Annotated in this window: 29 protein-coding genes and 1 other annotated feature; of the genes, 5 read left to right on the forward strand and 24 right to left on the reverse strand. The window is 33.0% G+C overall.

Annotation, left to right across the window (positions count from 1 at the left end):
* Positions 1 to 612 precede the first annotated feature (612 nt).
* The 6 genes from ruvX to pepA all read right to left on the reverse strand — a co-directional run bounded on the left by ruvX (position 613) and on the right by pepA (position 3,934).
* A complete protein-coding gene (ruvX, locus tag ACODH8_RS05740) occupies positions 613 to 1,032 on the reverse strand; it encodes a Holliday junction resolvase RuvX (RefSeq protein WP_332467055.1) in 420 nt (139 codons plus the stop codon).
* Complete coding sequence (locus tag ACODH8_RS05745) at positions 1,032 to 1,298, reverse strand: IreB family regulatory phosphoprotein (RefSeq protein ID WP_332467056.1); 267 nt, start codon at positions 1,296 to 1,298, stop codon at positions 1,032 to 1,034. Before ACODH8_RS05745 ends, ruvX begins: the two co-directional genes overlap by 1 nt.
* A 75-nt stretch (positions 1,299 to 1,373) precedes the next feature.
* Positions 1,374 to 2,003, reverse strand: coding sequence for a YtpR family tRNA-binding protein (ytpR, locus tag ACODH8_RS05750; protein WP_332467057.1), 630 nt, complete (start codon positions 2,001 to 2,003; stop codon positions 1,374 to 1,376).
* Between the two features lie 63 nt (positions 2,004 to 2,066).
* The gene (locus ACODH8_RS05755) at positions 2,067 to 2,519 is read right to left on the reverse strand and encodes a universal stress protein (protein WP_332467082.1); all 453 of its coding nucleotides are present in this window, start codon (positions 2,517 to 2,519) and stop codon (positions 2,067 to 2,069) included.
* An 18-nt stretch (positions 2,520 to 2,537) separates the two neighbouring features.
* The gene (locus ACODH8_RS05760; protein ID WP_332467058.1) at positions 2,538 to 2,849 is read right to left on the reverse strand and encodes a thioredoxin family protein; all 312 of its coding nucleotides are present in this window, start codon (positions 2,847 to 2,849) and stop codon (positions 2,538 to 2,540) included.
* A gap of 8 nt (positions 2,850 to 2,857) precedes the next feature.
* Complete coding sequence (gene pepA / locus ACODH8_RS05765) at positions 2,858 to 3,934, reverse strand: glutamyl aminopeptidase (RefSeq protein WP_332467059.1); 1,077 nt, start codon at positions 3,932 to 3,934, stop codon at positions 2,858 to 2,860.
* A 229-nt stretch (positions 3,935 to 4,163) separates the two neighbouring features.
* On the opposite strand from pepA, the gene ACODH8_RS05770 reads away from it, so the two are divergent.
* A complete protein-coding gene (locus ACODH8_RS05770) occupies positions 4,164 to 4,463 on the forward strand; it encodes a PepSY domain-containing protein (protein WP_332467083.1) in 300 nt (99 codons plus the stop codon).
* A 58-nt stretch (positions 4,464 to 4,521) separates the two neighbouring features.
* Here ACODH8_RS05770 and ACODH8_RS05775 read toward each other — a convergent pair whose 3' ends face one another.
* Both ACODH8_RS05775 and ACODH8_RS05780 read right to left on the reverse strand, forming a co-directional pair.
* The gene (locus ACODH8_RS05775; RefSeq protein ID WP_420517619.1) at positions 4,522 to 7,026 is read right to left on the reverse strand and encodes a bacterial Ig-like domain-containing protein; all 2,505 of its coding nucleotides are present in this window, start codon (positions 7,024 to 7,026) and stop codon (positions 4,522 to 4,524) included.
* 387 nt (positions 7,027 to 7,413) lie between these two features.
* Complete coding sequence (locus ACODH8_RS05780) at positions 7,414 to 7,737, reverse strand: MazG-like family protein (protein ID WP_332467061.1); 324 nt, start codon at positions 7,735 to 7,737, stop codon at positions 7,414 to 7,416.
* A 63-nt stretch (positions 7,738 to 7,800) separates the two neighbouring features.
* Between ACODH8_RS05780 and ACODH8_RS05785 the strand changes: the two genes are divergently transcribed.
* On the forward strand, positions 7,801 to 8,376 hold the full coding sequence (locus ACODH8_RS05785; RefSeq protein ID WP_332467062.1) for a TIGR00730 family Rossman fold protein: 576 nt from the start codon (positions 7,801 to 7,803) through the stop codon (positions 8,374 to 8,376).
* A gap of 2 nt (positions 8,377 to 8,378) precedes the next feature.
* Here the strand turns inward: ACODH8_RS05785 and trmB are convergent, their stop codons facing one another.
* From trmB to ACODH8_RS05805, 4 genes are all read right to left on the reverse strand, one after another.
* Positions 8,379 to 9,032 (reverse strand): tRNA (guanosine(46)-N7)-methyltransferase TrmB, encoded by a 654-nt coding sequence (trmB, locus tag ACODH8_RS05790; RefSeq protein WP_332467064.1) that lies wholly within the window; start codon positions 9,030 to 9,032, stop codon positions 8,379 to 8,381.
* A 21-nt stretch (positions 9,033 to 9,053) separates the two neighbouring features.
* Positions 9,054 to 9,833 carry a phosphotransferase family protein gene (locus ACODH8_RS05795; RefSeq protein ID WP_332467065.1) on the reverse strand — a complete coding sequence of 260 codons (780 nt, stop codon included), beginning with the start codon at positions 9,831 to 9,833 and terminating at the stop codon, positions 9,054 to 9,056.
* Between the two features lie 102 nt (positions 9,834 to 9,935).
* Positions 9,936 to 11,162 (reverse strand): ABC transporter permease, encoded by a 1,227-nt coding sequence (locus ACODH8_RS05800; protein ID WP_332467066.1) that lies wholly within the window; start codon positions 11,160 to 11,162, stop codon positions 9,936 to 9,938.
* Entirely contained in the window at positions 11,162 to 11,899 is a 738-nt protein-coding gene (locus ACODH8_RS05805) for an ABC transporter ATP-binding protein (RefSeq protein ID WP_332467067.1), read from the reverse strand. The genes ACODH8_RS05800 and ACODH8_RS05805 overlap by 1 nt, the downstream gene beginning before the upstream one ends.
* 135 nt (positions 11,900 to 12,034) lie before the next feature.
* Between ACODH8_RS05805 and ACODH8_RS05810 the strand changes: the two genes are divergently transcribed.
* The 3 genes from ACODH8_RS05810 (at position 12,035) to ACODH8_RS05820 (ending at position 13,985) form a co-directional block, all read left to right on the forward strand.
* Complete coding sequence (locus ACODH8_RS05810; protein ID WP_332467068.1) at positions 12,035 to 12,457, forward strand: HIT family protein; 423 nt, start codon at positions 12,035 to 12,037, stop codon at positions 12,455 to 12,457.
* Position 12,458: 1 nt separating this feature from the next.
* On the forward strand, positions 12,459 to 12,827 hold the full coding sequence (locus ACODH8_RS05815; protein ID WP_332467069.1) for a YtxH domain-containing protein: 369 nt from the start codon (positions 12,459 to 12,461) through the stop codon (positions 12,825 to 12,827).
* Between the two features lie 159 nt (positions 12,828 to 12,986).
* Entirely contained in the window at positions 12,987 to 13,985 is a 999-nt protein-coding gene (locus ACODH8_RS05820) for a peptidylprolyl isomerase (protein ID WP_332467070.1), read from the forward strand.
* A 101-nt stretch (positions 13,986 to 14,086) separates the two neighbouring features.
* Here ACODH8_RS05820 and ACODH8_RS05825 read toward each other — a convergent pair whose 3' ends face one another.
* The 12 genes from ACODH8_RS05825 to ACODH8_RS05880 all read right to left on the reverse strand — a co-directional run bounded on the left by ACODH8_RS05825 (position 14,087) and on the right by ACODH8_RS05880 (position 25,889).
* Positions 14,087 to 14,347: a Veg family protein gene (locus tag ACODH8_RS05825; protein WP_332467071.1), complete on the reverse strand. Its 261-nt coding sequence runs from the start codon at positions 14,345 to 14,347 to the stop codon at positions 14,087 to 14,089.
* Between the two features lie 153 nt (positions 14,348 to 14,500).
* Positions 14,501 to 15,079 (reverse strand): sigma-70 family RNA polymerase sigma factor, encoded by a 579-nt coding sequence (locus ACODH8_RS05830; RefSeq protein ID WP_332467072.1) that lies wholly within the window; start codon positions 15,077 to 15,079, stop codon positions 14,501 to 14,503.
* Positions 15,080 to 15,186: 107 nt separating this feature from the next.
* On the reverse strand, positions 15,187 to 15,723 hold the full coding sequence (locus ACODH8_RS05835) for an NYN domain-containing protein (RefSeq protein WP_332467073.1): 537 nt from the start codon (positions 15,721 to 15,723) through the stop codon (positions 15,187 to 15,189).
* A gap of 4 nt (positions 15,724 to 15,727) precedes the next feature.
* Entirely contained in the window at positions 15,728 to 16,549 is an 822-nt protein-coding gene (rlmB, locus tag ACODH8_RS05840) for a 23S rRNA (guanosine(2251)-2'-O)-methyltransferase RlmB (protein WP_332467074.1), read from the reverse strand.
* Positions 16,539 to 16,961 carry a Mini-ribonuclease 3 gene (locus ACODH8_RS05845; RefSeq protein ID WP_332467075.1) on the reverse strand — a complete coding sequence of 141 codons (423 nt, stop codon included), beginning with the start codon at positions 16,959 to 16,961 and terminating at the stop codon, positions 16,539 to 16,541. The genes rlmB and ACODH8_RS05845 overlap by 11 nt, the downstream gene beginning before the upstream one ends.
* Positions 16,943 to 18,352 carry a cysteine--tRNA ligase gene (gene cysS / locus ACODH8_RS05850; RefSeq protein ID WP_332467076.1) on the reverse strand — a complete coding sequence of 470 codons (1,410 nt, stop codon included), beginning with the start codon at positions 18,350 to 18,352 and terminating at the stop codon, positions 16,943 to 16,945. The genes ACODH8_RS05845 and cysS overlap by 19 nt, the downstream gene beginning before the upstream one ends.
* Before the next feature lie 5 nt (positions 18,353 to 18,357).
* Positions 18,358 to 18,882, reverse strand: a complete 525-nt coding sequence (gene epsC / locus ACODH8_RS05855; protein WP_332467077.1) for a serine O-acetyltransferase EpsC — start codon at positions 18,880 to 18,882, stop codon at positions 18,358 to 18,360.
* Positions 18,883 to 18,928: 46 nt separating this feature from the next.
* Positions 18,929 to 19,136, reverse strand: a binding site (T-box leader).
* Positions 19,133 to 20,596, reverse strand: coding sequence for a glutamate--tRNA ligase (gltX, locus tag ACODH8_RS05860; RefSeq protein ID WP_332467078.1), 1,464 nt, complete (start codon positions 20,594 to 20,596; stop codon positions 19,133 to 19,135). Its footprint overlaps the feature before it by 4 nt.
* Positions 20,597 to 20,703: 107 nt before the next feature.
* Positions 20,704 to 21,801, reverse strand: coding sequence for a PIN/TRAM domain-containing protein (locus ACODH8_RS05865; RefSeq protein WP_332467079.1), 1,098 nt, complete (start codon positions 21,799 to 21,801; stop codon positions 20,704 to 20,706).
* A 16-nt stretch (positions 21,802 to 21,817) separates the two neighbouring features.
* The gene (gene radA, locus ACODH8_RS05870; protein ID WP_332467080.1) at positions 21,818 to 23,188 is read right to left on the reverse strand and encodes a DNA repair protein RadA; all 1,371 of its coding nucleotides are present in this window, start codon (positions 23,186 to 23,188) and stop codon (positions 21,818 to 21,820) included.
* 106 nt (positions 23,189 to 23,294) lie between these two features.
* Positions 23,295 to 23,819: a dUTP diphosphatase gene (locus tag ACODH8_RS05875; RefSeq protein ID WP_332467081.1), complete on the reverse strand. Its 525-nt coding sequence runs from the start codon at positions 23,817 to 23,819 to the stop codon at positions 23,295 to 23,297.
* A 102-nt stretch (positions 23,820 to 23,921) separates the two neighbouring features.
* Positions 23,922 to 25,889 (reverse strand): KUP/HAK/KT family potassium transporter, encoded by a 1,968-nt coding sequence (locus tag ACODH8_RS05880; RefSeq protein WP_332467084.1) that lies wholly within the window; start codon positions 25,887 to 25,889, stop codon positions 23,922 to 23,924.
* Between the last annotated feature and the right edge of the window lie 194 nt (positions 25,890 to 26,083).

The raw sequence follows: 26,083 nt of genomic DNA on the forward strand, positions 1-26,083 counted from the left end.
TCCTCAATATTTTTGAACAGTGAATGTTTGAAGTAACTTTTTAGTCAAAATCAGTTGATAGGGATATTAGTGATACATATTTCAATAAAATGTACCAAAGAATTAAAGCTATGAATTATTCAGGTTATTAATTTTAAATTTAATTTTTAAGAGACATCTTTACTTAAAATTAAGACAGACGTTCTGAATCAAATAACCCATTAGATTTTAGGAACAGTTACTCTGACCTAAACGCAGAACTAACATCTAAAACCCCATTTCAATTTTCCTATGCAACGAACTAAAAATATATTTAAGTATCCCCATTTTATTTCTCAAAATATATTTTTTATTCAATCACCTCTTATTTATTTTTTGATACCAGCATAGCTATACTACTCCCCCAATCCCCAAACTTTTCACAAATAAAGACTGATATCTATCATTTGTATGGTTATTATAGCGCCATCTCTTTCCATATTCCAATAAACGGTACTTTTTTGAATTAAAAAAATAAAATAACTTGTTTTTTTAATATACTTTTAATATAAAGAGGATTTTAAACATAATTTCTATAGGATTAGTTATTCACACAAACAAAAAAGGTCGTATTCATTAGAATACGACCTTTTCTTACATTTTCTTGTCTAAATAATTTTGTAAAATCATAACAGCAGCGACTTTATCAATCACTTTTTTTCTTTTAGCGCGAGAAGCATTTGCTTGTTCAACAAGCATTCTTTCAGCTTGAACGGTTGTTAAACGCTCATCTTGATAATGAACAGGTAACCCAAATGTATCTTCTAACATTTTTCCATAAGCCATTGATGCTTCAGCTCTTGGTCCAATGCTATTATTCATATTTTTAGGTAATCCTACTACAAAACCTTTGACTTGATACTCTTTAACAAGCTCTCCAACGCGTTCAATACCAAAAACTTCTTCAGCTTCATTTATTCTAATAATTTCAATTCCTTGTGCAGTCCAACCTAGCGGGTCACTTACAGCAACTCCAACGGTTTTAGAGCCAACATCCAGACCCATCAATCTCATTATAAGTTAATTCCTTGATGAGAAAGATAATCTTTCACTAATTCTTCCATAATTTCATCGCGTTCATGACGTCTAATTAAATTACGAGCATCTTGATAACGTGGAATATAGGCAGGGTCTCCTGATAATAGGTAACCAACGATTTGATTAATCGGGTTATAACCTTTTTCTTCTAAAGCTCGGTACACGATTGTTAAAGTTTCACTTACTTCTTTTTTGTTGTCTTCGTTAAAATTAAATCTAACTGTCTCATCTGTAAAGCTCATCTTTGTTCCCCCCAATATTTTGATTTGTTATGATTATTCTACAAGAAAGTTCATTAAACTACAATATTTTTTAATTTATTCGTTAATACTTACACCTAATTTAAAACTTGCTCCAACTTCATACATATCAGGCAATTCTAGAATCCCTTTAACTTCTGGTGCATTCGGTAAGTTTAGTTCACGTGCTGAACAAACCATACCATCACTCTTAACACCTCTTAATTCACCAGGCCAAATAATCATTCCATCGGGCATCATAGCTCCGACTTTAGCAACAACTACTTTTAATCCTTCACGAATATTTGAAGCACCACAAACAATTTGTAATTCTTCATCATTATCTACGACAATTTTTGTCACACTTAGGTGATCTGAATCTTCGTGTTTTTGGCATTCTTTAACAAATCCAACTACAAACTTAGGTGAATTATCTAATTCAAATTCTGTATCGAATCCTGCTTCCTTAACAGCTAAATTAAGTTCTGTTAATTGAGAAGGTGATAATTCAATTTGACCTGCTCCATTTAGGTTAGTGATTTTGTGACTTGCTGAGAAAATATTCCAAGCAACAACTTCTTTCGTTTCTGTAATACTAACGCAAGCGACGTCACCTTTTCTTACTGAGGTAACCTCTTGCCCTTTACTATCTGCCATAACTAGCATCAGTGTGTCTCCCACACCATTTAAATTATAACTAACTATCATCCTATTAATCCTTTCCTTTACATAAAGAAAGTAAGCACAAATAATTGTACTTACCTCCTATGTTTATTCCGGTCTTACAATTAAAACATCACAAGGAGCTGTACGAATAATATGATCACTAACACTCCCCATCACTAAGCGCTCTACTGCATTTAAACCTGACTGACCAACCATGATTAAGTCTGTTTTAAATTTCTCAGGTAAATCCTTAGCCATAAGAACTTTAGGAGAACCAAACTCTAAAACAGTTTCAACATGATCGTAATCTAGTTTTTTAGCAATTTCTACATAACTATCTAACAAAACTTTTGCTTGATCTGATTGGGCTTGTAGTAAATCTGGAGTGAAAGTTGAAAACGACATTGTTCCACCGTATAACTTATTTTCCATAATATGGGCAACAACAACACGAGCATTGTTTCTTTTAGCTACTGCAATTGCTTTTTCAAAAGCTAACTTAGCTTGGTCACTACCGTCTGTTCCAACTAATATTGAAGTGTATTCTTGTGATTCTATCATAAGCTCATCCTCTTTCTATAATGTTTTTAAAAATTCTGTAATCTCTTCTTTAGTTTTACGGTCTTTACTAACAAAACGACCAATTTCTTTACCACCATCAACAGCGATAAAACTAGGAATACCAAAGACATCCCATTGTTGACATAAATCAATGTATTCATCTCGGTCAATTTGCACAAATTTGAATTCTGGGAAATTAGCAACTATCTCAGGCATATGCGGTTTGATAAAAACACAATCACCACACCAATCAGCTGTAAAGAAAAGAATTGTTTTTTCATTTTCAATATATGTTGCAATTTCTTCTAATGAAGTTGGAATTATCATCTAGTAACCTACTTTCCGTAAATTATTTCGTCTACTTTTTCTCGATCTAAAGATGTTAACAAAGCAAGTACCATCGCTTTTGCAGCTTCGTAATCTTTTACACTAAACATAGTTTGGTGTGTATGGATGTAACGTCCTGGAACCCCAATTACAGCACTTGGAATACCATCATTTGCTAAGTGAGCAGCACCTGCGTCTGTTCCACCTTTTGACACAAATGTTTGGTATGGAATTTCTTTTACATCAGCTGTTTCAACAATGTATTCACGCATACGACGTAACATAATCATACCTGGGTCAAAAATTCTTAATAAGAAGCCACCATCTAAACGACCATTAGCATCTTTTTTACCTTCCAAATCATCAGCAGGGGAACAATCTACTGCAAAGAATAAATCTGGTCTGAATTTTGTTGTAGAGACTTTTGCTCCACGTAAACCAACTTCTTCTTGAACGTTTGCTCCAGCAATTAATGTATTAGGTAATTCTGTATCTTTTAATTCTTCTAATACGTCTAACACTAGTGTACAGCCATAACGATTATCCCAAGCTTTACTGATAATACGTTTACCATTAGCCGTTTGAATCGTTTCTGCATCAGGTACAATAGCATCTCCTGGTCTAACACCATATTCTTCGGCTTCTTCTTTTGAAGTAAAACCAGCATCGAATAAAATATCAGAAACATCAATTTGTTTTTGCCCATTTGTTCCACGTAATAAATGTGGTGGAACAGATGAAGAAATCACTGGATAATTTCCTTTTTTAGTTTGTAAGGTAAATCGTTGTGCTGAAACCACATAAGGATTCCATCCTCCTAGAGGGACAACTCTAAACAAACCGCTATCTAATATTTGTGATAACATAAATCCAACTTCATCCATATGAGAAGCAAGCATAATGCGTGGCGCATTTTCAGCTTTACTTTTTTTAATTCCAAATACGCCGCCTAAACCGTCGTACTCAATTTTATCCACTAAAGGTGTCATTTCTTTTGTCATAACTTCACGCATGTTTTCTTCAAAACCACTGACACTTTGAATTTCTGTTAATTGTTTGATTCGATTAAATAATTTTTCTTCCATAATTATCTACTAAAATTAGTAGACCCACCTCTCTTTCTATCCTCACTTAATTATAACATAATTCGGCTGTTGCAAAAAAATCTTTAAGCATCTAGCAACATTTTTTATGATTTTTTTTTGCTTTTTCTCTTTTTATGCTACAATAAACGTAAGTAATTACTAGAGGAGGTAGGACACATTGAGAAACAACAAAAATAAAGAGTTTTATCAACATGGTCTAACAACTGGTATGGGAATTGGTTTAGCTGTCGGCGCTATTGGTGGCGCAGCTCTAGCTTACTTCTACAAAAAAAATAAAACTTTATCTGCAGATGATATTTTAGAACGTGTTAAGGCTGACTTTTTACAAGAAGGACCTATTGAAGGGTCATGGATTCATTTCAAAAAAGAGCCTTTCCAAAAGTTTGCTGTTCAATCTAAAACTTATACAGGTGGTATTTCACGTATTGAAGATGGCGAATTAGCACAATACGAATTCTTAGCAGATGCTTACACAGGTACAATTTTAGATATTTATCGTTTACAATAATATCAATAAAGAGACTAACCCCGATGGTTAGCCTCTTATTTTTTACTATCAAATAACTTTATTCAACTTCTTTTTTCATTTTCTTTAGCACAATTGTTCCAATCCCAACAATGATCACTAAACCTAGTACGATTATTCCTTTTTGATTAACCTCTCCTGTTTGAGGTAATTTTTTTCCTGGTTTCACAGGTACAACTGTTTTCTTATTTTCTTTTACTGTAACAGTTGCCGTTGCTGTTTTTCTACCATATGTATAATCTACTTTGTAAGTTCCTGCTTTTTGAGTATTCACTCTTTCCCCAGTTACTCCTGTATGTCCCACTACTACAATATCTTTTTCAACATCTTTCCAAGTTCTCTCTGTTCCATCTGACATTTTTATTTGTTTAAAATTATCTTTTGGTTCCCATTTGCTTCCTACTGTAATCTCTGTATTTTTTACAATTATTTCTTGAACTTTTACAACTTCCATATTTTTCACTGTAATAGTTGCCGTTGCTTTTTTATCTCCGTAAGCATAAGTTACTTTGTATTTTCCTGGTACTGATGTTTTCACTTCTCCTGATACTTTCAATTCTTTTTCTACTTCTTTGAAGGTTCTCTTCGTTCCATCTGACATTAAGACATAGTTAAAGTTATCTTCAGCTTTCCATTTTTCGCCTGTTGGTAAGTTAGAATCTTTCACTGAGATTTCTTGGACTTTTATTTCTTCCATATCTTTTACTGTAACAGTCGCCGTTGCTTTTTTATCTCCGTAAGCATAAGTTACTTTGTATTTTCCTGGTACTGATGTTTTCACTTCTCCTGATACTTTCAATTCTTTTTCTACTTCTTTGAAGGTTCTCTTCGTTCCATCTGACATTAAGACATAGTTAAAGTTATCTTCAGCTTTCCATTTTTCGCCTGTTGGTAAGTTAGAATCTTTCACTGAGATTTCTTGGACTTTTATTTCTTCCATATCTTTTACTGTAACAGTCGCCGTTGCTTTTTTATCTCCGTAAGCATAAGTTACTTTGTATTTTCCTGGTACTGATGTTTTCACTTCTCCTGATACTTTCAATTCTTTTTCTACTTCTTTGAAGGTTCTCTTCGTTCCATCTGACATTAGTACGTAATTAAAGTTATCTTCGGCTTCCCATTTTTCTCCTGTTGGTAAGTTAGTATCTTTCACTGATATTTCTTGCACTTTCACAACTTCCATATCTTTTACCGTAACAGTTGCTACGGCTATTTTATCTCCATAAGCATAGTTAACTTTATAGGTTCCTGGTATGTTATTTTTCACTTCTCCTGATACTTTTAAATCCTTTTCAACTTCCTCAAATGTTCTTTTCGTTCCATCTGACATTAACACATAATTAAAGTTATCTTTTGCTTCCCACTTTTCTCCTGTTGGTAAGTTAGTATCTTTCACTGAGATTTCTTGAACTTTTACTACTTCATTAGCTTTTACATTAATCACTGCAGTAGCAGTTATACCGTCATATGTATAATCCACTTTGTAAGTTCCTGCTTTTTTGGTGTCAACTAATACACCATCTTTTAACTCTTGTCCAACGATAACCATGTCTTTTTCTACTTCTTTAAATGATAACTTAGTACCATCTGACAATAAGATGTATTCAAAGTTATCCTTGGCTTCCCATTTATCTCCAATTGATAAATCCGTATTTTTCACAATAATTTTGTCAGTAGTTACTTTTTTATCTTCTTTTACTTGAACATTTATGGTCTGAGTTATATCGCCATATGTATATGTAACTGGATAGTCTCCGACTTTTTCTGTATCAACATTTCCGCCAACAACGATATCTTTAACAACATCATTCCACGTCAATACTTGATCATTTGATAATAGAATCGATTCAAAGTTCATACTAGGTGCCCATTTATCTCCGACTAAAAGAGTGCTATTAAAAACATTTAATGTTGTCGGCATCACAATTGGTTTATTTTCTACCACAGACACTTTAGAAGTCGCAGTTACTTTACCATAAGTAAAGGTTACAGTGTAAACTCCAACTTTTTCAGAGTTAATGTTGTTCTCTATGTTCAGATTAGTAGCAATCTCTTCCCAAGTAGCAAACGTGCCATCTTTTTTTTCAGCACTTTCAAATAATGTGACTGGATCTAGTGCTTGTCCAACTTTTATTTCCATGTCTTTTACTTTTATGGTCTTCAAATCTAATAAACCAGATATCTTTTTATCAATGACTTTCACTTTTACTGGCTGCTTTATTTTATTGTACGTAAAGGTTACATCATAAGTACCGACTTTGTTTGTATCTACTTCTCCAGCAACAAGTACTTTTTCACTAATATCTTTCCATGTTAATTTTTTCCCATTTTCATCCGTTGCTAAATCAAAATTAGTTTCTGCTTGCCACTTACCACCAACTTCTACTTGACTGTCTTTCATTTTAAATTCTGCTTTTTTCACTTTTTCACTTGTTTGAGTTACTTGATCATTTGCTTTTAGTTTCATCGGTTTTACCGCCGCTGCTGTTGGAATAATAAATGACATCATCAATACTCCAACTAATAAAGCTCTCAATTGTTTCATTTTATTCTCCCCACTTTCTAAAAACTATTATATTAGTATTATAACATGTTATTAACCTCACATGTGTTTTTTGACCAAAAATAATTCTATTTAAATATAATTGGTATATATCTATAAAAGTATATAAAATATTATATAATAACAATTAAACAAAAAAAGGTATACTATATAACCTTAAGAATTCCATAGTCTACTAGCATCTATATTAAAACAAAAAAAGAAGGTGATTCTTCATAGAATCACCTTCTTAAGGAGTTGTTTTATTTACTTTGGAGGAGTAAATAAAATGAAAAAGTTTGTTAGGGTTGTTTTGTTGGTATGTCTATATAATAGTCTCTGTTTATGAATTTTCTGTGACGAAATAATTTGTTTTTTAGTAAGAAATACTTATTTATAAGATTGAAACCGTTCTATCAATTTTTGTTGATGGCTTATCAGTATGTCCTCAAATTCAATATCATATTTATCAGCTAAAATAAAAATATTATCTAAAACATCTCCTAATTCTTCTTTTAAATTATCTATTAATTCCTTATCACTTTTAACCTCTTCATCTGGCCTATCTCTGCCAATTTCAATCCCTCTAACAGCTCTTGCTACCTCACCTGTTTCTTCTGATAAAAAATTAACTCGAACAAAAGGATCTAAATCATACCATCCTCTTTCTTGATAAAAAAAACGTACCCATTTTTGATAATTTGATAAATCCATCTATTTTTTCCTCCTTTTATTTTTATACTATGGTATCATATATAGACGTAAAGGGGGATAAAAATGAAAAATATCGCTATATATTGTGGTGCAAACTTAGGTGCCCAATCTATTTATCAAGAAAAAACCAAAAAATTAGCTAACTGGATGATTGATAATCAATATGGCCTAGTTTATGGTGGCGGTGCAGTTGGTTTAATGGGTGTCGTAGCTGATACCATAATTGAAGGTGATGGGAAATCAATCGGTGTTATGCCCCACTTCCTAGAACAAAGGGAATTAGCTCATCGTGGTTTAGATGAATTAATTTTAGTTGAAGATATGCATGAACGTAAAAGAAAAATGATTGAGCTTTCTGATGCTTTTATTGCTTTGCCAGGAGGCCCTGGTACTTTAGAAGAAATCAGTGAAGTTATTTCTTGGGGAAGAATTGGTCAACATAAAAACCCATGTATTTTTTACAATATTAACGGATTTTATAACCCTCTTATTACTTTTTTTGATTCAATGATCGAAGCTGGCTTTTTAACACAAAGTGATAGAAATAATTTTCTTTTCACAGACTCTCTAACAGAGATTAGAGAATTTATTGATACCTTTGAAGAACCTACAATCAGAACATATAAAAAAGGAAGCTGATATTATTCAGCTTCCTTCCCGTTAAATATTGCTTCTAAGCGGTAGATTGGTTGACCTTTACTTGAAAATTTCTCTTCGTATTCTGTCATAATGTTACCTTCATAATTACTATTATGTAAGTCTAACCACACTTTTTTAATAGTCATTCCATACCATGTAACACTTGCTAACGAATATTCGAATAAACCTTGATTATCTGTTTTAAAATGAAGCTCAGCTTTTGGCTTTGCAATAGCTTCATAAGTTGCTAAAAATGATTCAAACGTTAGACGACGTTTTTCATGACGTGTTTTTGGCCATGGATCTGAAAAGTTTAAATAAACTTGATCAACTTCACCATCAGCAAAGTAATCAGTTAAATCAGCTCCATCAACTAAAAGTAATTGTAAATTAGGTAAGGTTTCTATTAACTGTTTTTCCAAAATCGAAATAATAGCATTGGTTTGCATTTCAATACCGATATAGTTAATGTCTGGATGTGCTTTCGCCATCTCTACAATAAATTGCCCTTTTCCACTACCTACTTCAATATGAATCGGTTGAACTTTTGAAAAGCGTTCTTGCCATTTACCTTTAAAGTCGCTACCATCTGTTAAAATATATTCTGGATAACTTAAGATAGTTTCTTTTGCTCCAGGTTTGTTACGTAATCTCATGATTCTCTCCTTTAAAACTCTTTAATAATGATAAATTGCTTTTAATTGTGCAATGTGAAAATTAGCTTGCTTATGATCATTTCTTAGATAACTACGTTTGATTTGCATCAGTAAATTCATCCCAGCATACCAGTAAGCTCGTTCTGACAGATTGTCAGCTCCCACTGGATCATAAAGATTTAACCATAAATCCCAGTAGTTAGTTGGAATGTACTGACCTAAAATCATTCCCACATCTAAAGCTGGATCAGCTAATACAGAATGATCCCAATCAACAAGATACACTTTTTCATCTGTTGAAAGGAGCCAATTATTATGAATCGCATCTCCGTGACAAGCAACATAATAAACTTGATGGAAAGAGGGTAAATGATCCTCCAAATACCTAAAAACCCCCATCAAATAGAGATTATTTTTTAAATCTTGAGGCAAATCTTGAGCATATTCACTTAAAAAATCAAAAGCAGAACTTTCTTTTCCATCCATTCTCTGTAGCATTGATTTTAATGATTTAGATTTATGTAAATGTTGTAAAATGCGAATGACATCTGAACTTTCACTCATTTCCCTAGGGGTCAACTGTCTACTATCCAACCATTCTTGGGCAGTTAAAATGTCTCCATCTCCCGTTCGTTTGGTCCAAAGTAACTTAGGTGTTATCCCTTCTCTTGATAGAGCAGCTAAAAAGGGTGTTGAGTTTCTTTTTATAAAGACTCTTTCGCTATCTTTCATTCCTTTATAGGCTTTTCCAGTATCTCCTTTGATTGGTTGGAGATTCCAGTTTTTATCAAAATTAAACATGTTTCTTTTCTCCCCATCCACTTTCTCTCAGGTAACTTAATCAACCTATCCTTTAAAAGGAAGTCGAAGAATAGTATAACATATTCTTTCTATACTTTCTTTTTAAAAAAAAGATTTCTCCATTTTTTTTAGTCTCTTTGTTCCATAAATCTTCGTTAAAATAAAACTTTCTACAAACAAGCCTCCACAGATTGCTACAGCACCTAACTTATCTTCTAATCGACTTACTAAAATCAAACTAAAAATAAGTGAAACACTTACTAAAACAACCCCCACTAATTGTTGGACAGCTTTTAATTTCATTTCGTTTTTTACCGGGTATAACTGAGTCATCAGCATATAGTCAAATTCACCATAAATCGGTAATAACTGAAAGCCAATTAAATAAACAAATAATACGCTGATAATCCCGTTAAGAATAAGTTGATCGCTAAAAATTAAAATCAAACTCCCAATAATAGTTAAACGTAAAACCAATCCACTATATTCAGTCCCTCTTAGAAAGACTCTACTATATAAGTAAGTATACGTTTGTCCTTGTTCCTTCTTGATTTTTTGAAGAATCGGATCTAAATAGCGTCTTCTCTTGATATTACTAGAAAGTCCTGGTACATCAGTAAATAGATTAATAAATGAATAGATTTTCTTCATTCTTTTTCTTTCTAAAGTAATAGCTTTTTCCCAATCAAGAGGATTGTCTTCTACCATTTTTTTACTTTGAACATAAATTATCCCTACAACTATTATTGCAATAGGTAAGCCTAGCCATGGCATGATTAAGACATTTACCACCATTGTAGTAACACTTGCAGCTAACCATATAAAAGACATTAATTTAATTGATTTATCTGTATTCAAATATAAGTTTGCTACTTGTAGCATTAAGTGACCTAATTTTAATACCCACAAAGTCAGCAAAATAGGATAAAAATCGGTAAATTCTAAGGAACTAGTTGCCACAAGTAGAGGCATCATAATCCCAGTAACTAAAGTTAAAACAACAAAAGGAAGAACGATTGAACGAAGCAATCCTTCTTTAAAGTAATGAATCATTTGTCTTTCTTTAGGTAAAACAAATATACTATCCGCTTCTTTTATTAAAGTCGCCACTTTTCCAACAAAAAGAGTAAGGACACAAAAAAGAATCCCTACTACTTTTCCTAATACAAAATCTTCTGGAATTGTTTTAATGAACTCTGAATAATATAAACCAAATCCACCCATTGAAATTAGCATAACCAATAAAAAATGGTCATTTAGAATATATTTTAAATATTTCATCATAGATTGACGATGTTTCTGTTGCCGCTTAAGGTAAAACTCTTTCATTATAACGCCTCCGCTTCTTTAGTTAATGAAATATAAATATCATCTAAAGAAGAATCTGGTAATTCAAACTCTTGGCGTAAGTCTTGAATAGAACCTAGCGCTCTTACCTCACCTTCATGAAGTACCACAAAACGATCACAATATTTTTCAGCTGTGGCTAAAATATGAGTAGACATTAAAATAGCTGCTCCTTCATTTTTCATGTCATTCATTAATTCTAACAACGCATTAATAGCTAAAGGATCCAACCCTAAAAACGGCTCATCAATGATAAAGACACTTGGTTGCGTTAAAAAGGCACATAGAACCATTACCTTTTGTTTCATCCCTTTAGAAAAGTGCGTTGGAAACCAATCTAATTTATTATCTAATCGAAAAGTCTTTAATAATTTATCTGCGCGTTTAAAAGCTTCTTCCATCGGAATATCATACGCCATTGCAGTAACTTCAATATGCTCTCTAAGGGTTAACTCATCATAAAGTATGGGAGTTTCTGGGATATAACCTATCTTCTGACGATAAGCTTCTGGTGATTCTCTTAAAGTTTTACCATCTACCATTATCTTCCCTTTTTGCTCAGTTAATAAACCAATAATGTGTTTAATAGTCGTACTTTTCCCCGCACCATTTAATCCTATTAAACCTACTATTTCTCCTGAAGCTACTTCAAAATTTATATCTTTTAAAACAGGGATATGTCCATATCCACCTGTTAAATGTTCAATCTTTAAACTCACGTGTTGACCCTCCCTATTAATTCTAGCTAAATTATAGCATATCTTTAACGCCGCAATTCTATTTTTGTCTAATATAGCATACAATTCCCTTACTATTTATGGTAAAGTTGTTATAAAACAAAGGAGGTCTTTTTTATGACAGACTGTATTTTTTGCAAAATTATTAATCGAGAAATCCCTAGTTACCCTGTATACGAAGATGATGAGGTTTATGCCTTTTTAGATATTACACAAACAACCAAAGGCCACACTCTAGTTATTCCAAAAACACATGTCAAAGATATCTTTGAGTATGAAGACGAATTAGCTGGAATTTTATTTTCTAAAATACCTAAAATAGCTCGTGGATTAGAGAAAGCTTTTCCTGAAATGGAAGGTCTAAATCTAATCAATAACAATAAAGAGTTAGCCTATCAATCTGTTTTCCATTCCCATATTCATCTAATTCCTCGTTATAGTACGGAAGATGATTTCAGTATTACCTTTAAAAACAATGGCGACAAATACTCAACTGATGACATGACCAATATTGCTAAAACCATAAGGGAGAGTATCTAAAATGGCTAAAAAATCTTTATCTGGAAAAAAAGTAATAAAAGGACTGCTTTTTGGAAGTCTTGTTGGTGGAGCGACAGCTCTTTTATTTGCCCCAAGGTCTGGAAAAGAAACAAAAGAATTAATTACTAAAGAAGTCGATGACACAATCAAATTAGTAACCGATGTAAAAAATAGTGCCCAAGATGTGCAGACAAATATTGCTAATTTAGAAAATGTTACTAACGAACTACTTCCAGAGTTTATTGAAGGAACTCAAAAATCATTAGAACGTTTTGAATTCCGTTCAAAATACCGTATCAATGATATCAAAAATCAAATCGAAAAGATTAACACAGAAATGGAAAATTTAGCTAATGAATTAAACGAATAAGACATATTTAGTTTGATTGATGGATTAAACATGTGTTTATTGTATGAATTTTTTTTGAATTCCATATTTTTTATAGAAAGAGTATGTTATAGTAATATTCGTGATGCAACGAATGATGTAACAATCAAAAATATAAATGAACAGGATGTGCAGTAATTAATGAAAAGTAAATCATTTAAATTAGCAGCAGTTACTCTTTTAGGAGTATTAACATTAGCTGGATGCTCAAGCAGTAAAGAAGTCGCTTCAATGAAAGGTGCTAAAATCACCGAAGAAGACTTATACAAAGAATTGAAGAAAGATACTAATACTACAGGCCAAGTATTAACTGGTATGATTTTAAGTAATATTACTGATAAAGAATACGGTAGCAAAGTTGATACAAAAGAAATCGACAAACAATACAATGACATGCAAGAACAAAATGGCGGTAAAAAAGCTTTTGAAGATTTATTAAAACAAAATGGTTTAGATGTTAAAACATACAAAGAAAACATCAAATCTCAATTAGCTTATAAAGAAATGTTAAAAGCTCATTTAGATATTAAAGAAGAAGATTTAAAAGCAACATGGGCAACATATCATCCAAGCGTTGATACTCAAATTATTAAATTAGATTCTGAAGATGCTGCAAAAGCTGCATTAAAAGAAATTAACGATGGTAAATCATTTGACGAAGTAGCAAAAGCTAAATCTTTAGATGAAACAACTAAAGCTGATGGTGGTAAAGTAACATTTGATTCTACTTTCACTACTAAACCTGAATACGTTGCTGTTCCTGATGCTGTTAAAGAAGCTGCTTACAAATTAGAAGACGGTAAAGTATCTGAAGTTATCACAACTACTGATATGACTACTGGAACTGATGCTTTCTACCTAGTGAAAATGGTTAAAAACCAGAAAAAAGGTAATGACTACAAGAAATTTGAAAAAGAGTTAAAAGAATTAACAGAAGAAGCTAAATTAGCTGATCCTACTTTCCAACAAGAAGTTATTGGTAAAGAATTAGAAAAAGCTAACGTTAAAATTTCTGATACTGACTTCAAAGATATCTTAACTCCTTACTTACCACAAAAAGAAGAAAAAGCTGACGATTCAAAAGATAAAAAAGCTGACAAAAAAGAAGATAAAAAAGAAGAAACTGACTCAACTAAATAATAGAATAGAGGCTGTCCTTTTGGGACAGCCTCTATTTTTATATTCAACTAATGTTTTAGGCAAAATAAAAAAGCCTTAATATTTCTATTAGGCTCTCATATTTATCCCATTAATCCTTGTTCTTCACATTCATTAAATTGGACTTCTACCGATTTTGTTAAAATGTCAGCATAGCTATAAGACACTCTTTCAAAGGCATTTTCTTCTTGATCCAAGTCAACTATGAAAACGGATGGATATGTTTCTGATAAGATACCACTTCGCTCTGTTTGTCGTTTTCTACCTGTCTGAGCGACTAACGTAATACGACTTCCTACTTTATTTTCCAATTCTTCTTTAATTGATAAAATACTCGCTGCCATTCAACTCACCTCTTTTACCATTATACCATAATAAGTCGAAAAACTCAAATTTTATCATAAGATGATTTTATTATCAACTATTTTTTTCAATTTTAATTATTTATTCATGTTTTGTTTCCTTCTTTTTATGAACAGTTAAACTCATAAATACTACTATACGTCTAATTGTTTCTTTAACTTTCTTTTTACTCGACTATAGCCACCAATAACTTTTTGTTCTTCAACATTTAAATTTTCTGCTATGTCAGCTAACTCTGTTCCTTCTAAAATATGTTGATAGACTTTAATTTCAAAACTAGATAGTTGCTTGGATAAATCTTCTAAACTTTCTCTTACAAATATGTATTCCAACCTGATATCCTTTTTATACTCAAACTCAAAAGGTTCATTATAATCTCCTCTTTCTTCTATCCTTTGCTCTAAAGATTCAACTGGATGATTTATTTTTCTTTTTTGTGCTTGCTGATAGCGTATAGCACTGATTATCCATCGTTCAAAGTTAATCTTGAAAAACAAACCAAAAGTAACATTCACATCTGAGTTATATCTTTGTAAAGATTTATAACAAACAATTCTACCTTCTTGTAACCAATCTTCTAGCTCATAATCTCTTAAATAATATTTCCCCCATTGTTTAAGAACAATTGGGGTGTACTGCATAAAAATAGTTTCAAATGCATCGTTATCACCATTTTTGGCTTTTTCAATCATACTTAGGCTGATATCTTTCATTAAGATTCCTTCTTCCTTATTAGTTTGAAAACGCTTGCTGTTCTATTCGGAAAAATAGTACCATAAAATAAAAAAACATAAAAGAGAACTAATATTCTCCTTTATGTTCATTTATCGTCCATCTCATTATATAAATCTTGTAATGTTTCTAACTGTGACTGTGACCATGGGCTTTGTCTTCTATAGTTTTTATATTTATAGTCCTCTGCATGAGCTGTTATTTTTTTTTCAGATGTTTTAATAGCCTTATACAGTTCTCGTGCAGATACTCTTAACGCTCCCCGGGAAAAGATAATCCATTGTTCCGCCATGTCACTAGTAGCTACTCGAACATGAGTTAATGGATTGATCCGTTCACTTGCTTCGCGCTCAATATAAGTATCTGCTGTTTCATCTTCTTTTGTAAAAATAACAGTTAAGCCATATTCTTTATAGGTTTTAGTTACACCAGGAACAAACTGGGCATCAAATACAACAAGGATTTCAATGCCCTCATACTTAGCGTAATTAGATAGCACAAACAACAATTGATCACGTGCGTCTCCTAGTTTTTCTTGCTTTTTGAGTTGGTTTAACATTGGCCAAGCACCAATCATATTGTAACCATCTACAAACAAAACTTGACGCTTTAATGACGTCTTCATCTAATTAAGAGCGACGCTTTCTATGAACTTCATACATTAAAAGACCAGCTGCAACACTGGCATTTAAGCTTTGTACGTGTCCATCAATTGGAATAGTAATCATTTCGTCCATCTCTTTTTTAAGTGAAGAACCCATCCCTTTTCCTTCGTTACCAATCACTAAAGCAATATCTCCAGCTACATTCCAATGAGTGTAGTCAGTGCCTTCCATATCAGTCCCAAAAATCCAGACATTATCTTCTTTTAATTTTTTGATTGTTTGACTTAAATTCGTTACACGAGCGACAGGAACATGTTCAACTGCTCCAGTAGATGTTTTAACAACAACTGGTGTAATTCCTACTGCACGGTGCTTTGGAATAATAATGCCATCTACATTAACCGCATCTGCCGTTCTCATAATAGACCCTAAATTATGTGGATCCATAATACTATCTAAAATTAAAAAGAAGCGATTTTCTTTTTCTTTGGATTGTGTTAATAATTCATCTAATGACAAGTACTCGTATGGCGTAATTTTTAATACGATTCCTTGATGATTTTCTTTATTTGTCATGTCATCTAATTTTGATTTAGGTGCCCAAACGATAGGAACTGAAAATTCTTTAGATAACTCTTTTAATTCTTCAATACGGTGACTTTTTAGATCTTCTTGAATAAATAATTTATTACCTCTTCTTGCTTGAAGAGCTTCAATTGTTGGATAAGGTCCAAAAACAACATCCTCTAAGGCAGCAGGTTCAGATACTTCTTTATTAAAATCTCTTTTAGGCTCTCTTTTGTTATCTTTTTTATTATCACGTTTAAAGTCACGTTTATTTTTCATTCTTTTCACCTATCCTTTCAATACACCAAGCTACTAATCTATCTAAGCGTTCTTTTTGGTCTGTTAAGTGTAAATAACCTATCAAACACTCAAAACCTGTAGAGGCTCGGTAAATGAATACTGAAGTGTTTTTAGCACTTGTATGACTTTTAGCATTACGTCCTCTTTTATAGATTGCTTGTTCTTCTTCTGTTAAGATATTTTCTTTCAGCATTTCTTCAATTAAAAAATGTTGCGCTTTAGCTGATACATAGTGAGTTGCTAATCTATGTAGTTGATTCGGTCTTGTTTGTCCTGACCGGATTAAAAAGTCTCGAATGTAAACTTCATAAATCGCATCTCCTATGTACGCTAATGTTAACCCACTTAATAGTGAGTAATCTTTCTGTTCACTCATTTTTCTCTGCTCCATCTCGTTCCTTGTGAGGTATCTTCTAAAATAATACCTTGGGCTTTTAAGCTATCACGAATTTCATCACTGCGTTTAAAGTCTCTATTTTTTCTCGCTTCATTTCGCTCATTGATTAACGTTTCAATTTCTTCATCAAGAACTTCTTTTTCACCTAACTCTAAACCAAATACGCCCATTAATAACTTCAGTAAATCAAGAGCAGCTGTAAGAACTGTTTTAGAAACAGTGTTCTTTTCGATATAAGCATTCAACCATTTCACTAAGCTATAAACAGCTGTAATACCGTTAGCTGTGTTAAAGTCGTCATCCATTCCTTTTTCAAATTGCTCTTTAATTTGAGCTAATTCCTTTAAGTACTCTTCATCATCTTCAAGTGACTCAACCGCTGTATCCAATCTAAAGGTTACATTATTAAAGCTAGCTTTTAATTTAGATAAATTACTTTTAGCATCTTGTAAAATCGTTTCATTAAATGGCATCGGATGACGATAATGAGTTGTGGCTAAAGCAAATCTGACCACTTCAGGATCAACTTCCTCCATTAATTCATGGGCTGTTACAAAGTTTTTAAGGGATTTACTCATTTTTTCCCCTGATTCCCCTACTGTTAAGTACGCATTATGCATCCAATAATTAGCAAATGTTTCTCCTGTTTTTGCTTCACTTTGGGCGATTTCATTTTCATGATGAGGAAATTCTAAATCTTGTCCCCCTGCATGAATATCAATGGTTTCACCTAAATGTTTTGAAGCCATAACAGAACATTCAATATGCCACCCAGGACGGCCTGCTCCCCAAGGAGATTCCCAAGACACTTCTCCTTCTTTAGCAGCTTTCCATAAAGCAAAATCAATCGGATCTTCTTTTTTATTTTGTTCGTCACCTGTTCGTTGGCTCGCGCCAACTTCTAATTCATCTAAGCTCTTATTGCTTAATTGACCGTATTTTTCAAAGCGACGTGTGCGGTAATAAACATCTCCTTGAGATTCATAAGCATACCCTTTTTCAATTAATACTTCAACAAATTCAATAATTTCATCGATATGGTCAATGACACGAGGATGAACACATGCTGGCTTAACATTTAACTTAGCTGTATCTTCTGTAAAAGCATCAATATATTTATCCGCAATTTCTTTAGTCGAAACCCCTTCTTCAATGGCTTGATTAATGATTCTGTCATCCACGTCTGTAAAGTTTGAAACATAATTCACTTCATAACCTTTGTATTCTAAATAACGTCTCACGGTGTCAAAAGCAACCGTACTTCTGGCATTTCCTACATGAATATAGTTATAAACAGTTGGCCCACATAAATACATACGAACCTTACCAGGCTCAATTGTTTTAAATTCTTCTTTTGAACGTGTCAATGTGTTATATATTTTCATTCTTTTTACTCCTTATCTTTTTGATTAATTTTAACAACTTTTGCTGGGATTCCCACAGCAGTTGCATAATCAGGAACTGGTTTCAATACTACTGAGGCAGCTCCTATTTTAGCGTATTTTCCTATTTCAATTGGTCCTAATATTTGAGCATGAGCTGAAATCATAGCACCCTTTCTAATAGTTGGATGTCTTTTCCCAGTCTCATTTCCAGTACCGCCTAAAGTGACTCCGTGATAAAGTGTGACATCATCTTCAATCACAGTAGTTTCTCCAATAACAAGACCCATACCATGATCTATAAATAATCGCTTACCAATTTTAGCTCCTGGGTGAATTTCAATCCCTGTAACAAAACGCCAGAATTGGGCATGGCATTTAGCTAAGAAATACAGTTTCTTACGATATAAAAAATGAGAAACGCGGTGGGCCCAAATAGCATGCAAACCAGGATAAGTGAAAAACACTTCTGCATCTGATTTAGCTGCAGGATCCTTTTGCCGAATTGTTTTTATGTCTTCTTTGATACTCACTCTTATCACATCCTTCAAAATAAAAAACGCCTTCTAGTCATTACAACTAAAAGACGTTTTCACGTGGTTCCACTTTTATTCGTAGAATTTTTTTCTACCTTCAAATAATTTAACGATTATCACTCGTTTTTGGCTACTATAATTTCACCAAAACTACTCAAAGAGGCACTTCACTTGCTTTCTTCTTCCGTTTTCACCAACCACGGACTCTCTAAATCAAGAAAACAACTTACTCGTCTTATCAACGTATTTAGTTTGTTGCTTGTTTAATATGATCTAATACTTTTTCTTTTCCTAAAAGCATAATTGTTTCAGCTAATTCAGGTCCATGCATTTGTCCACTAACAGCTACACGAATTGGCATAAATAAGTTTTTCCCTTTAACACCAGTTTCTTTTTGAACTGCTTTAATACATGCTTTAATTTCAGCTGCTTCAAACACTTCTAATTCAGAAATATTTTTAGCAAAAGCTTCTAATACTTGAGGTACTGTTTCACCAGCTAATACTTCTTTAGCAGCATCATCTAAAGATAATGTATCGTTAAAGAATAGACTTGATAATTCAACAATCTCACCAGCATAACTCATTTGTGGTTGGTATAAAGAAACTAATTCTTCTACCCATGCTAATTTTTCTTCTGAAGGATTTTCTTCTACTAATTTAGCTTCCACTAAGTATGGTAGAGCTAATTTAGCCATTTCACTTCTTTCAACTTGTTTCATATATTGATTGCTAATCCACTCAAGTTTTTTATTATCGAATGCAGCTGGTGATTTACCTAAGCGATCTGCATCAAACATCTTAATAAACTCTTCTTGAGAGAAGATTTCTTCTTCTCCGACTGGTGACCAACCTAATAAACCAATGAAGTTAAACATTGCTTCAGGTAAATAACCTAAATCACGGTATTGTTCAATAAATTGTAAAATTGTTTCGTCACGTTTACTTAATTTTTTCCCTGTTTCAGAGTTAATAATTAATGTCATATGACCAAAGACTGGCGCTTCCCATCCAAATGCTTCATAAACCATTAATTGTTTTGGTGTGTTAGCAATATGATCATCCCCACGCAATACGTGAGTGATTTTCATCATGTAATCATCTACTGCTACAGCAAAGTTATAAGTTGGCATACCGTCACGTTTTAAAATAACGAAATCTCCACCCACACTATCTGATTCAAAAGTAATGTTACCTTTAACTAAATCATTGAAGCTGTATGAACGGTTTTTAGGAACGCGGAAACGAATTACTGGTGTAATACCTTCTGCTTCTTTTTTAGCTTGTTCTTCAACAGATAAATGAGCACATTTTCCATTGTAACGAGGAATCTCACCACGTGATTTTTGAGCTTCACGTTCTGTTTCTAACTCTTCTTCTGTACAGTAGCATTTGTATGCTAAGTTACTTGCTAATAATTGATCGATTAATGGTAAATAAATATCAGATCTTTCTGACTGACGATAAGGTCCATACTTACCTGGTTTTTGAGGAGACTCATCCCAGTCAATATTTAACCATGATAAGTTGTCTAATTGGCTTTCTTCTCCGCCTTCAATGTTACGTTTTTGGTCAGTATCTTCAATACGAATGATAAACTCCCCATCGTGGTGTCTAGCATATAGGTAGTTAAATAATGCTGTTCTAGCATTACCTATATGTAAATGTCCTGTTGGGCTTGGTGCATATCTTACGCGTACTTTTTTTGTCATGAAATTACCTTCCTTACTGTCTTTTTCAACTCTTATCCTGTTACTCTAGATTTTACATGCAATCCGTAGATTAGTAAAGGTAACAGAACAGTAAAATCCTTTTATTTTTAATTGTTAATAGTTGTTTGAGAATGTGATGGTTTAGCAAATATCATTCTACCTGCTGCTGTTTGAAGGGCACTCGTTACAATCACGTTAATTCGTTGATTCATAAAGTGCTTACCGTCTTCTACAACTACCATCGTTCCATCATCTAAATAAGCCACACCTTGTTGTCTTTCTGTTCCATCTTTCATTACTAAGACATCCATTGTTTCACCAGGTATGACAACTGGTTTAATGGCGTTTGCTAAGGCATTAATATTAAAGACTGGAACATTTTGAAACTCGCTCACTTTATTTAGATTATAGTCATTTGTTACTACGATACCATCTAACAATTTAGCTAATTTAATTAATTTACTATCAACTTCTTGAATATCTTCAAAATCACCTTCATACATCTCTACTGAAATATTAGGTTCTTTTTGAAGAGCGTTTAAAATGTCTAATCCTCTACGACCACGAACTCGTTTTAAACTATCTCCAGAATCAGCAATGTATTGTAATTCATACAATACAAAATTCGGAATTAATAACGTTCCTTCAATGAATCCTGTTTTAGCCACATCATAAATTCGACCATCAATAATCACACTTGTATCTAATATCTTATATTCATGATAATTAGTTGTTGTTTTTTTATCGATAATTTCCTCTACACCTTTTTTAGGCTTTGGAGAAAATAATTTTTTCCACTCTTCTGTTTTTGTTGTCCCCACTTTAAAACCAAAGTAACCTAACGTTAGCATGATTAAAGCAGGTAGTAATATATTTAAAAGAGCGATTTTTAAAGAATACAAAGGAATCGATACAAGAGCTCCTAATAATAGCCCTACAATTACCCCGATACTTCCAAAAACAATATCTTGTAAGCTTTGCTCACCAATAAATTTTTCAACCTTTTTAATAGCACTTCTGACATAACGAAACGTAAATACAGAAATAATAATAAAAATAATGGCACCAATCAATCCGTTTGTTATATCATTATTCAACCACTGATTCTGATCTAAATTAAATACAGTCCAAATGATAGGTACTAATGTAGCTCCTAAACTAAAGCCAATTAAGCCCATCACAACATAAAATATCTTTTTTTGCACACACATTTCCTCCCTTCTATTGGAACACTTTTCTTAATGTTTCTGATACAGTTGATACACCAATAATTTCAATTCCAGTTGGAGCTTTCCAACCTTGTAAATTATTTTTAGGTACATAAATCTTTTTAAATCCAAGTTTCTTAGCTTCCTGGACACGTTGATCAATTCGATTAACTCGACGCACTTCGCCAGTCAACCCAATTTCACCGATAAAACATTCATGAGGAGACGTTCCTTGATCTTTATAACTTGAAGCAATACTAACTGCAATTGCTAAGTCTATAGCAGGCTCATCTAATTTCACTCCACCAGCAGCTTTTAGATAAGCATCTTGGTTTTGTAATAGTAAGCCAGCTCTTTTTTCTAAAACAGCCATAATTAATGATACTCGGTGGCGATCAAGTCCGGCTGCTGTTCGGTTTGCGTTGCCAAAAACAGATGGTGTAATTAAAGCTTGTACCTCTGCTAAAATGGGTCTTGTTCCTTCCATTGAACACACAATAGCTGAACCAGTTGCATCAGCTAATCGTTCTTCTAAGAAAGCTTCTGAAGGATTGGTCACTTCCACTAATCCTTCTTGTCTCATCTCAAAAATACCAATTTCATTTGTTGAACCAAACCTGTTTTTTACTGCTCTTAAAATTCTAAAAGTATGATGTCTCTCGCCTTCAAAATAAAGAACGGTATCTACCATATGCTCAAGCATTCTTGGTCCAGCTAAAGAACCTTCCTTGGTCACATGTCCCACAATAAAAATCGTAATTTGATTGGTTTTAGCAATTTGCATTAACTCAGCCGTTGTTTCTCTGACTTGACTAACACTTCCTGCTGCACTTGTAATCTCTGGATGAACCATGGTTTGAATCGAATCAATCACCACATAATTAGGTCTAAGTTGCTCAATGGTCTGTTTGATTAAACTCATATCCGTTTCACCATAGACGTAAAAATTATTGTTGGCTTCATCCAGTCGTTCTGCTCGCATTTTAATTTGTTGAGCACTCTCTTCACCAGACACGTACAAAACATTGTCATCAATTTTACTTAATTGTTGAGACACTTGGAGTAACAAGGTAGATTTCCCAATACCAGGGTCGCCACCAATTAATACCATTGAGCCAGGTACCACACCGCCACCTAGTACACGGTTAAGCTCTTCTAATTCAGTCTGTACTCTTTTTTCTTTATTGAAAACAATATTGTGTAATTTTTCTGGTTTAGTACTTTCACCTGTTAAGCTAACACGACTGTGACGTGTTGGTTTTTCTTGTATGATTTCTTCAACTAATGTGTTCCAATTGCCACAATTGGGACATCTCCCTAAATATTTAGGTGAGATATACCCACATTCCTGACAAACAAATTCATTTTTCTTTTTCTTTGCCATCTCTATCCCTCACCTATTGTTTAGTTTGTTCACAAGTATATAAACAGTTTATCATACTATTATGTTATTCATTTAAGAAAACAATGATTTTTTACCGAACTTTATCTTATTTTCCTGAAGAACCAAAGCCACCTGTTCTATCCATCACTGTTTCGTCACCATCAGCTTTTAAAAATGGTAAGAAGATACCTTGGCCAATTCGTTCACCTTTTTTAATCGTTAAATCTTTTAAGCCAAAATTAATAAATTGGAACATGATGTGTCCTTCGTTATCTGCATTATCATAATAATCACTATCAATAACGCCAACACCATTTCCTAATAATAAAAAGTTCTTTAAAGGATTACTTGAACGATTACATAATTGTAAAAATTCATCTTCTCCCATATAAGCTTTGATACCTGTTGGAACAAGTGTTGGTTTAACTTGTTTTAACATCTTTTCATCTAATAAAGCTTCTTCTTTATTTAATGCAGCTTTTAGAGCTACGCCAATACCTGATTTATAAATTGATGGAATGATAATATCCTCAGCTGCTTCAAAATCATAACCTGCTGCATGTGTTGTCGCTCGTTTTGGTAAATTAATCCCTTCAAATGTCGATACTTTTTCAAATCCTCTAATTTTCATTCACTACGCTTCCCTTTTTCATATTATTTTCTATCCTTCTAATTATACCTAAAATAACAAGAAAAAGGAGATAAAACTTTAATGTTTTATCTCCTTTTTTTATTAGTCATCTTCTTCGTCAAAATCATCTACTTGAATTTGTGTTAACGGATCTCCTAATTTTTTCTCACCAATAATAAGAGGTACGTGTTCTACAATCACATCACTGTATTCTAATCCAAACCATCTAGCTGGATCAAAAGCGATTTTTTTGATCGCTAATTTAATTTGCATCACCATAGTATCAATCGTACTTAATGATGTTACTCTTGTTAATTCTTCTCGAATCAGTACAAAAGCAAAGTCACCAACTTCTCTACCTTTCATAATAGAGTATTTTTGAGGTTGTTTTGGTAACTGACCATTTTCCATCAAGTCATTAACGATTTGTCTTAGATAAACATTCACTTCTTGGTTCATTCTAAAACCTAAACGCAATTGGACGTTAACAATATAATCAGTACCCATCATATCCACATAGTACTCTTTCGTATAAGGTTCATCCGTTACAAAGACGTTAACAAACCAGTACACTTTCGCTTTTTTAGGTCGTTTGTCTAAAATGGAATAAATAATCTCTTTTCCAATTTGATGACCTTTTATTTTTGATGTTAAAAAGACAATATTCGTTTGATATTGAGGTAAACTTGGATCTTGACGTAACTCTTGTAACTGATCCATGTAATCACATAACGAAACTCTATCATACTCTCTTTCTTGAATGACATTACCGCGATGCCAAATCATCATGATACCAAAAATAACGAGCGCCATAAGGACTGCTACATAACCACCATGTAAAAACTTAGTTGCACTTGAAATAAAGAAGACACTCTCAATTAAAGCAAAGAATGTAAAAATTCCGTAGGCGAATATTTTTGGTACACCCTCTTGCAATAAATAAAATAGAATCAAGAAGGTTGTCATTAACATAGTAATCGTAATCGCTAAACCATAAGCTGACTCCATACGAGCAGAAGTTCTAAAGAATAAAACAACTGCTAAACAACCAAACATTAATAACGTATTAACGGCTGGAATATAAAGTTGCCCTTTTTGATCAGTTGGATAAATAATTTTTAGTCTTGGTAATAGACGTAATTTAATTGCTTCAGATACTAATGTATAAGAACCTGAAATAAGAGACTGAGAGGCGATAATCGCTGCCATTGTGGCAAATAACACACCAATTACAGTCATTGAACTTGGCATCATTCTAAAGAATGGGTTTAATAATTCAATGTCTTGGTAAACTGGATTATCTTTAACACTTATAATCCATGCTGCTTGACCAAAATAATTCAATGTTAGACAAACTTTGATGTACGGCCAACTCACGCGGATATTTTTTCGTCCTGCATGACCTAAATCTGAATAAAGGGCCTCTGCTCCTGTTGTAGCTAAGAAGACACTTCCTAAAATAAAGATTCCCATAGCATTTTCATCTGAGGTTAACACATGAAACGCATAATAGGGATTTAAGGCACGAATAACTGACCAATCATTTGAAAAATTAATGATTCCCATAACCGCTAAAAATGTAAACCAAGCAAACATGATAGGCCCAAAAGCTGTTCCTACTTTTTGAGTTCCTAATCGCTGAATCATAAACAAACCAAATATAATAATCATGGTAATAATCACAATAATATTTTGGTCATTGCCAAAAGCATCATAAAAAGCAGGAATCCCTCGGAGCCCTTCGATGGCAGTTGTCACGGTAACCGCAGGAGTTAAAACCCCATCAGCTAAAAGAGCAGCCCCACCTATCATAGCTGGGAATAATAAATATTTCCCTGATTTTTTGACCAAGGTATATAAAGAAAAAATACCTCCCTCGCCATGATTATCAGCTTTTAAAGCAATCATGACATACTTCACAGTTGTTAATAAGGTTAACGTCCAAAATATTAATGAGACTGAACCTAATATAAAGTCTGTTGATACCTCCGAGAGTCCTCCATTACCTTCAATGATAGCTTTCATTACATATAATGGACTAGTTCCTATGTCTCCATAGACAACTCCCATTGCCACTAAGGCTCCTCCAATTTTGAAGGTATCAATATTTTGTTTAGTCAATTTCTGACTCACTTCTTTTCCCTCTCTTTCAAACTTTTACTACCCTTTTTATATAATATTTTTTATAAGAAACATACTGATTATATTCTCTTTTTTATAAAAGTCAACAAGTTTCTTTTATTTGTGGTATCAAAGGTTTAAAT

It is taken from the genome of Vagococcus fluvialis (assembly GCF_048815235.1).
GTDB lineage: Bacteria > Bacillota > Bacilli > Lactobacillales > Vagococcaceae > Vagococcus.